Annotated in this window: 8 protein-coding genes; 1 reads left to right on the forward strand and 7 read right to left on the reverse strand. The window is 37.3% G+C overall.

Annotation, left to right across the window (positions count from 1 at the left end; translation table 11 throughout):
• Entirely contained in the window at nucleotides 1-804 is an 804-nt protein-coding gene (locus D6734_03360) for a YihY/virulence factor BrkB family protein (protein RMF96679.1), read from the forward strand.
• A 15-nt stretch (nucleotides 805-819) separates the two neighbouring features.
• Here the strand turns inward: D6734_03360 and D6734_03365 are convergent, their stop codons facing one another.
• The 7 genes from D6734_03365 to D6734_03395 form a co-directional block, all read right to left on the reverse strand.
• Nucleotides 820-2,229: an amidophosphoribosyltransferase gene (locus tag D6734_03365; protein RMF96685.1), complete on the reverse strand. Its 1,410-nt coding sequence runs from the start codon at nucleotides 2,227-2,229 to the stop codon at nucleotides 820-822.
• Nucleotides 2,216-4,432 (reverse strand): phosphoribosylformylglycinamidine synthase subunit PurL, encoded by a 2,217-nt coding sequence (gene purL, locus D6734_03370; GenBank protein ID RMF96686.1) that lies wholly within the window; start codon nucleotides 4,430-4,432, stop codon nucleotides 2,216-2,218. The genes D6734_03365 and purL overlap by 14 nt, the downstream gene beginning before the upstream one ends.
• Before the next feature lie 16 nt (nucleotides 4,433-4,448).
• Complete coding sequence (gene purQ, locus D6734_03375) at nucleotides 4,449-5,138, reverse strand: phosphoribosylformylglycinamidine synthase subunit PurQ (protein RMF96680.1); 690 nt, start codon at nucleotides 5,136-5,138, stop codon at nucleotides 4,449-4,451.
• A gap of 9 nt (nucleotides 5,139-5,147) precedes the next feature.
• The gene (locus tag D6734_03380; protein ID RMF96681.1) at nucleotides 5,148-6,065 is read right to left on the reverse strand and encodes a phosphoribosylaminoimidazolesuccinocarboxamide synthase; all 918 of its coding nucleotides are present in this window, start codon (nucleotides 6,063-6,065) and stop codon (nucleotides 5,148-5,150) included.
• A complete protein-coding gene (purS, locus tag D6734_03385; protein RMF96682.1) occupies nucleotides 6,062-6,310 on the reverse strand; it encodes a phosphoribosylformylglycinamidine synthase subunit PurS in 249 nt (82 codons plus the stop codon). The genes D6734_03380 and purS overlap by 4 nt, the downstream gene beginning before the upstream one ends.
• A gap of 30 nt (nucleotides 6,311-6,340) precedes the next feature.
• Nucleotides 6,341-7,633, reverse strand: coding sequence for an adenylosuccinate lyase (locus tag D6734_03390; protein ID RMF96683.1), 1,293 nt, complete (start codon nucleotides 7,631-7,633; stop codon nucleotides 6,341-6,343).
• 22 nt (nucleotides 7,634-7,655) lie between these two features.
• Nucleotides 7,656-8,420, reverse strand: a 765-nt coding sequence (locus D6734_03395; protein RMF96684.1) for an insulinase family protein, incomplete at its 5' end; no start/stop codon positions are given.

Genomic DNA, 8,420 nt, shown 5'->3' on the forward strand with positions numbered 1-8,420 from the left:
ATATATAGGACAGCTATAAAAAATACCTTGAAAAATGAAGGTACAACAAGGGCTGCAGCTCTTGCATTTTATGCCTTTTTTTCACTCTTCCCCTTAATCCTAATTTTTTTTTCAGTCCTTGGTTTTTTGATAGATTCACCTGAAATCAAACAAAATGCACAAAACTTTTTTGCAGATCTTTTCCCTACGATAAAACCTTCTATTATAAAAACCATAAACTATTCTGTAGAGCTAAAGCAAAAGCTTGGAATTATCGGTTTGGTAATTCTTATTTGGCCAGCAGTTTATTTCTTCACTGCTCTTGAAGAAGCTGTCAATAAAGCATGGAAAGTTCAATCAGAAAGACATTTTATAAAAAAGAAATTGCTGTCAGTAGTATTGATGTTTATTACCGGTTTCATATTGCTTATCTCCATATCTGCCACATCTATTCTAATGCTTGTCAGTAAGATTCCAATAATAAGTGACATATTAGGGAAAATTGTACCACTTCAAGATTTAACAAATATTGTCTTAACCTTTTTAACTGCATTTTTGCTTTTTCTTTCCTTCTATAAATTTCTTCCCAATACTTTTGTAACTTTCAGGGAAATTCTGACTGGTACTATAATAACAACAATATTATGGGTAATTCTCTTATACTGCTACATCCTCTTCGTAACATCATACTTCACTGATTACCAAATCCTTTTCGGTCCTGTTGCAACGCTCATTGCAACACTGGGGTGGCTTTATATCTCCTGCGCCATAATAATAATTGGGGCTGAATTTTGTTCGGAATATGCAAGAAAATTGTATCAATAAAATAGGGAGATACGCTTAAAGCAATCTTGGCTGCTCTTTCTTTTCATTGATGGGCTCAACAGGATAATCACCCGTAAAACATGCTTTACAAAACTCTGAGCCGTTGTCCTTCACACACTCCTCCATTGCTTCAACAGATAAATATGCAAGACTGTCTGCTTTTACGAAATCTCTAATTTCTTCGACACTATTGAATGAAGCAATCAATTCCTCTCTTGTAGGAGTATCAATTCCATAAAAACAAGGGTATTCTGTTGGAGGTGAGCTTATTCTCATATGCACTTCTTTTGCCCCCGCATCTCGAATCATTTTGACTATTTTCTTGCTTGTTGTCCCTCTAACTATACTGTCATCAATCACAACAACTCTTTTGCCCTTTAGCACACTACTAACTGGATTCAGCTTAATTTTGACACCAAAGTTTCTAATCGACTGTTTGGGTTCTATGAAAGTTCTACCTACATAATGGTTTCGAATAAGCCCAGTATCAAAGGGGATTCCTGATTCTTCTGCATATCCTATTGCTGCCACAACTCCTGAATCAGGGACAGGAATGACTACATCTGCATCTACCTTGTTAACACGAGCAAGCTGTCGTCCAAATTCTTTTCTCACATCATATACACTTCTTCCAAAGATATAGCTGTCAGGACGGGCAAAATAGATAAACTCGAAGATACAAAGAGAGCTCTTAACTTTTTCAAAGGGTTTCACACTGAAGATGCCATCATCATTTATTATAATCATTTCTCCGGCCTCAACATCTCTCACATCTTCCGCACCAATCAAATCTAAAGCACATGTTTCAGAGGCAATTACCGGCGCTCCATCCACCCTTCCTATGACAAGAGGCCTGAAACCGCGCGGATCTCTTACACCTATCAGTTGATTTTCAGTCAATATGACAAGGGAATAAGCGCCTTTTACCTTTTTTAGAGAATCTATAATTCGGTCTATAAGATTCTTTTCGTTCGATTGCGCAATCAGATGAATTATAACCTCAGTATCTGTTGAAGAAAGAAAAATAGCCCCCTTCTCCTGTAATTCTTCTCTTAAAGATTTCGAATTTACAATATTACCATTATGTCCGATAGCAATGCTTCCAAATGAATAATTTGCGTAAAAGGGTTGAACATTCTTGAGTTTGCTTTGTCCTGTAGTAGAATAACGATTATGCCCTATTGCTTTATTTCCCTTCAATCTTCGAAGCTTCTCAGCTGTGAATATTTCAGCCACAAGACCGCGAGCTTTGGAATGATGAAGTCCAAATTCATCAAAAGTGCATATGCCCGCTCCTTCCTGTCCTCTATGTTGAAGGGCATAAAGCCCCAGATAAGTCAATGTAGCTGCTTCCGGATGGTTAAATATCCCAAAAACTCCACAATTTTCTTGAAAGCAATCTTTTCTATATCTACCTTGCCACAAGTTTCTTAAACCCGCCTTTCCATTTCTTTTCGATTTCAAATACTCTTTTTTCAATCAATGACGATGTATTATCATTAGTTATCTTTATCCTTAAAAAATCAGGAATCACTTTCCCAATTATACTCGCCTTAATATTAGATTTTTTTAGAAATTCATTCAATTTGTCGAGATTTTCCTTTTTGCAGGTTGCAATGATTCTTGAAGGAGATTCCCCAAAAAGAATAGAAGCCAGAGGAAGATTATCTTTTATCTCGATTTCTGCACCTAATCCTTCTTTCGATGAAAAACTCATCTCGGCAATAGCAATAGCCAATCCTCCGTCTGATATATCGTGTGCTGAATTTACAATTCTCAATGAAATTAATTCTCTTATAGATTTTTGCAGCCTCATTTCTTCATCAAGGTTGCATATAGGAATTTTCCCTTCCACTTTCCCTAAGATAACCTTCTGAAAAAGACTTCCTCCCATCTCTTTCCCACTTTCACCCAAGAGCACTATAATATCACCCTCATTCTTGAAGGCTTGATTACATCTCACAGCGACATCTTCAAGAATTCCAACCATCCCTATTACAGGTGTAGGGTATACGCCTTTGCCGATTGTTTCATTATAGAAACTCACATTTCCACTAACTACAGGTGTTTCAAGTTTTTTACAGGCTTCTGCCATTCCTTTGACAGTTTCTGAAAACTGCCACATTACATCAGGTCTTTCAGGGTTCCCAAAATTCAGACAATTAGTTATTGCAAGAGGAAGAGCGCCAGAGCAGGAAATATTCCTTGCGCTTTCGGCTACAGCTTTTTTCCCTCCTTCATAGGGGTTTAGGAAACAATATCTTCCATTTCCGTCAAGAGAAAGCGCCAACCCCTTCTTACTCCCTTCCAACCTGATAACAGCGGCATCTGAACCAGGCAACTCCACTGTGTTGATCCCAACCATATGGTCATATTGGTCATAAATCCACTCTCTGCTCACAATATCAGGGGAAAGTAATATTTTTTCAAATATCTCATTAACGTCCTCGCTTTCTATAGTGTAATCTGTTTCTTTGCATCTTAGTTCATCAATCCAGTCAGGTTTTTTAATAGGTCGTTCTGGTATGGGAATATCATCGGTAAGCGATTTTACCGGAATATCCGCTACAACTGAATCATTGTTTTTAACTACAAACCTTCTGCTATCAGTCACCCTTCCGATTACAGCCGCTTCTAAATCCCATTTTTTCAAAATTTCGAGAACTTCTTTTTCACGTCCTTTCTCTGTAACCAAAAGCATTCTTTCCTGTGATTCAGAAAGCATAATTTCATAAGGAGTCATCTTCTCTTCACGAAGAGGCACTTTGTTCAATTCTATTTCAATGCCTGTACCTGCCCTTGACGCCATTTCTGCCGTCGAACAAGTCAATCCAGCTGCTCCCATATCCTGTATACCAAGAATGCATTTTTTCTCCATAAGCTCAAGACATGCCTCGAGCAGAAGCTTTTCTGTAAATGGATCCCCTACTTGAACAGTAGGCCTTCTTTCTTCTGAACCTTCATCAAACTCCTCAGATGCCATAGTAGCACCATGAATCCCGTCTCTGCCTGTTCGTGAACCAATGTAAATTACCGGATTATCTACTCCTTTTGCCACACCGTAAAATATGTTGTCCTTTTTTGCCACACCAAGAGTGAATGCATTTACCAAAGGATTTGAATCATAACATTCATCAAAATATACTTCTCCTCCAACAGTTGGTATCCCCATACAGTTTCCATATCCGGCAATTCCTGCAACTACTTCTTCAATGATATATCGAGTGCGAGGATTGTTTACATTGCCAAAACGAAGTGAATTTAGATTTGCAACAGGTCTTGCCCCCATTGTGAATATATCACGCAAAATACCACCAACTCCTGTTGCGGCACCCTGATAGGGTTCGATGAATGATGGATGATTGTGACTCTCGATCTTAAAAACAGCTGCCAAACCATCTCCAATATCAATTATTCCAGCATTTTCACCGGGTCCCTGAATTACCCACTTTGCAGATGTCGGAAAATTTTTAAGGTGCGGTTTTGAACTCTTGTAACTGCAATGTTCACTCCACATTACAGAAAAAATACCAAGTTCTGTGTAATTCGGTTTTCGTCCGAGAATTGAGCAAATATGCTCAAAATCTTCTTTTGTTAAGCCATGACTTTCTATTATTTCATCTGTTATTTCAGGTTCTTTCATTTCACATTACCCTATTTATTAAAGAATGGAATATTCTCACACCATCTGTATATCCGAGTATAGCTTCGGATACTCTCTCAGGATGGGGCATCATTCCAAGCACTCTCCCATTTTCACTGCATATACCTGCTATATTTTCTTTTGAACCATTTGGATTAAATTCTTCTGATATCTCACCAGTTGGCGAACAATATCTAAATACTACTCTGCCGCTGTCATTTAATTTTTTTATGGTAATATCATCTGCATAATAGTTACCATCTGAATGTGCAATAGGGATAGTAAGCACTTCATTTTTTCTATATGCCGTTGTATATGGTGTCTCATTGTTTTCAACACGGAGATTGACATGCCTGCAAATAAATTTGAGAGATTTATTCTTAATCATTGCGCCGGGAAGAAGTCCTGATTCAAGAAGAATTTGAAATCCGTTGCAAATACCGATTACATACCCTCCTTTTGAGGCAAATTCGATCAGCTCCTCCATTACAGGAGAAAATCGAGCTATTGACCCGGTGCGCAGATAGTCGCCATAGGAAAAGCCGCCGGGAAGTATGATACAGTCAAAGCCCGATATGTCCCTATCTTTATGCCATATGAAAGAAACTTCCTCCTGCAAAACATTCTTAACGACTCTATAACAATCTCTATCGCAATTTGAACCTGGGAAAACTACAATGCCGAATTTCATATTAAGACCTCACAAAATATTTGACCCTGTCAACTTTTGAAGAGCATCAAGATACTTATTGCTCGTCTTAATGATTATATCTTCAGGCAAGGGAGGAGGAGGCGGGACCTTATTCCATCCAGTACTCTTTAAATAATCGCGCACAAATTGTTTGTCGAAGCTTTTTTGAGGGCGCCCCGGTGTATATTCATCTTTTGGCCAAAACCTTGAAGAATCAGGAGTCAGCACCTCATCAACAAGAATCATCTTTCCGTCTCTTTTGCCAAATTCAAATTTTGTATCCGCAATTATTATTCCGCGCTCATCAGCGATTTTCACAGCTCTTTCATAAATTGCAATACTGTATTTCCGTATCTCTTCAGCAGTTTTTTCTCCAACAATATTTCTCATTTCATCAAAACTTATGTTTTCATCATGTCCACTTTCTGCTTTTGTCGATGGCGTAAAAATTGGAGTTCTCAATTTTGATGACTCCATAAGCCCCTCTCCAACATCTATTCCCGCAACGGTTTTTCCTGTTTTTTTATATTCCTCAAATGCAGAACCGGAAAGGTATCCTCTAACGACACATTCTACAGGCAATACTTCTGTTTTTTTTACAAGCATGCTTCTTCCGTTCAGAACTTTTTTATATTTCTGGCATTGAGGAGGATAATCTTCCACATTGAAACTAACAATGTGATTTTCAATTATGTCCTTTATCTGTTCAAACCAGAATTTTGAAATTTGAGTGAGAACCTTTCCTTTGAAAGGAATCCCTTCCGAGAGAATTACATCAAATGCAGAGATTCTATCTGTTGCAACTATTAGGAGCTTGTCTTCAAGATCATATATATCACGTACTTTACCTCTTCTTAAGAGTTTGAGTTCGGGAAAATTCGTCTCACAGATTACCTCTTCCTTAAAACTCTTATTTAAATCATTCATTTCTCATTTACCTCGATCTCATAATTTTCTATTACAGGATTCGCCAAGAGTTTTTTGCACATTTCATTCACTTCTTGCTTTGCTTTTTCCGAATTATCCTCATTCACTTTAACTTCGATATATTTTCCCACACGCACATCTTCAACATTTTCAAATCCCAAAGATAAAAGCGAATTTCTTACTGCTTTTCCCTGAGGGTCAAGAACTCCGTCCTTCAATTTTATGAATACCTTTACCTTTGCCATATTCTTTTTTTCCTTTTTTAATAGTGCACTCTATCTAAATACCCTTCTAAATACTTTATCAATATTCTTTGTATGATACTTATAATCAAAAACTCTTTCGATTTCAGACTTTGACAGATATTTTGCCAATTCCTTATCTTCAAAGAGGCAATCTTTAAAACTGCCAGATTCCTTTATTGCTTTCATTGCGTTTCTTTGCACTATTTCATATGCTTTTTCTCTAATGACACCTTTGTCGATAAGCTTCAGCAGTACTGCCTGAGAAAAGATTATGCCTCCATTCATCTCGAGATTTTTTTTCATTCTTTCAGGCTTTACATTGAGATTCGTCAAAAGATTTGCCATTTTATCAAGCATATAATCTATCAATATAGTGCTGTCAGGCATAATTACTCTCTCAACCGAGGAATGGCTTATATCCCTTTCATGCCAAAGTGCAATATTTTCCATTGCAGCCATAGCATTTGCTCTAAGAATTCTTGCAAGCCCTGAAATCCTTTCACAGGTAATAGGATTTCGTTTATGCGGCATTGCCGATGACCCTTTTTGTCCTTTTGAAAAAAATTCTTCTGCCTCGCCCACTTCTGTCCTCTGAAGATGCCTGATTTCAACTGCAAACTTTTCAAGAGAAGCGGCCGTTATTGCCAATGCATTCAAAAACTCAGCATGTCTGTCCCTTTGGAGTATCTGCGTGGAGGCAGGAGCATTTTTCAAACCAAGTTTCTTACAAACATACTTCTCAACATCCGGGCTGATATTTGCAAATGTGCCAACTGCACCTGATATTTTTCCATAAGAAATGGTTTCTTTTGCCTGCTTTACCCTCTTGAGATTCCTCTTCATCTCATCATACCAAACTGCCATCTTAAAACCGAATGTAATGGGTTCAGCATGCATTCCATGAGACCTTCCTGCCATTACAGTGCGTTTATAACGGAGGGCAAGCTTCTTTATTGCTTTCATCACCTCTTTAATGTCTTTGATAATTATTTCAGCAGCTTCCTTAAGCTGAAGAGAAAGCCCGGTATCTAAAATATCCGAGGAAGTCAATCCCATATGAATAAATCTTGAATCCTCACCTACATTCTCTGCTACATTCGTGAGGAATGCTATTACATCATGCTTAGTCACCTTCTCTATCTCTTCAATTCTTTTGACATCAAATTTTGCCTTTTTCTTGATTGTTTGAAGGGATTTCTCCGGAACTATTCCTTTTTTGCATAGTGCTTCACAGACAAGAATTTCAATATCGAGAAATTTTTGAAACTTGTTCTTCTCTTCCCAAATCTTAGCCATCTCAGGTCTTGTATATCTTGGGATCACAGCCTTTCTCCTTAATAACTATTCAATTAATCCTTAAATCCTTTTCTTTAACGAAACCTCTTACAGGTCCAAGTACAACAGCTGAAACTTTTTCAGGCTTATATATCAGCTTCATCAATTCCTGCAACTGTTTAGACGAAACAGATTCAATTTCAGCTAAAATTTGATCAAGTGTAAAAAATTTTCCAAAAAAGATTTGCTGTTTAGCAGTTTTTATCATTCTGCTGTTCATACTTTCAAGCGAAAGCATATAACTTCCTTTCAAGCTCTCTTTGGCAATAGCAAGTTCTTCTTCGGTAACGCTTTTTTCTGTCAATTTTCCACACTCTTCGATAATAAGCCGATATATCTCTGACACATTTTCAGGACTTGAAGCAGAATAGATACCAACAATCCCACAATCCACAAAAGAAAAATAAAAAGAATAGATATTATACGCCAATCCACATTCTTCCCTGATTTTTTGAAATAACCGCGAACTTATACTTCCTCCAAGAATAATATTCAAAAGATATTTTGCATACCTGTATTTGCTTACCTGTTTTATTCCCGGAAAGCCTACGCATAAATGCGCTTGTTCAAGTTTTTTTTGTTTCAGTAAAATATTGCTGTTGTATACAGGTTTCTTCCTCTCAGGCTCCTGTTTCCCTTTTTTTCTATCAGGGAAGCTAAAGTATTTTTCTGCTAACTCTACCAACTGCTTTTTATCAAAATTTCCTGCAACAGAAATCGTCATCATTGAAGGTATATAATATTTCTTAAAAAGTCTTTTTATATTTTCATTGTC

Source organism: Candidatus Schekmanbacteria bacterium, from assembly GCA_003695725.1.
Taxonomy (GTDB): Bacteria; Schekmanbacteria; GWA2-38-11; order GWA2-38-11; family J061; genus J061.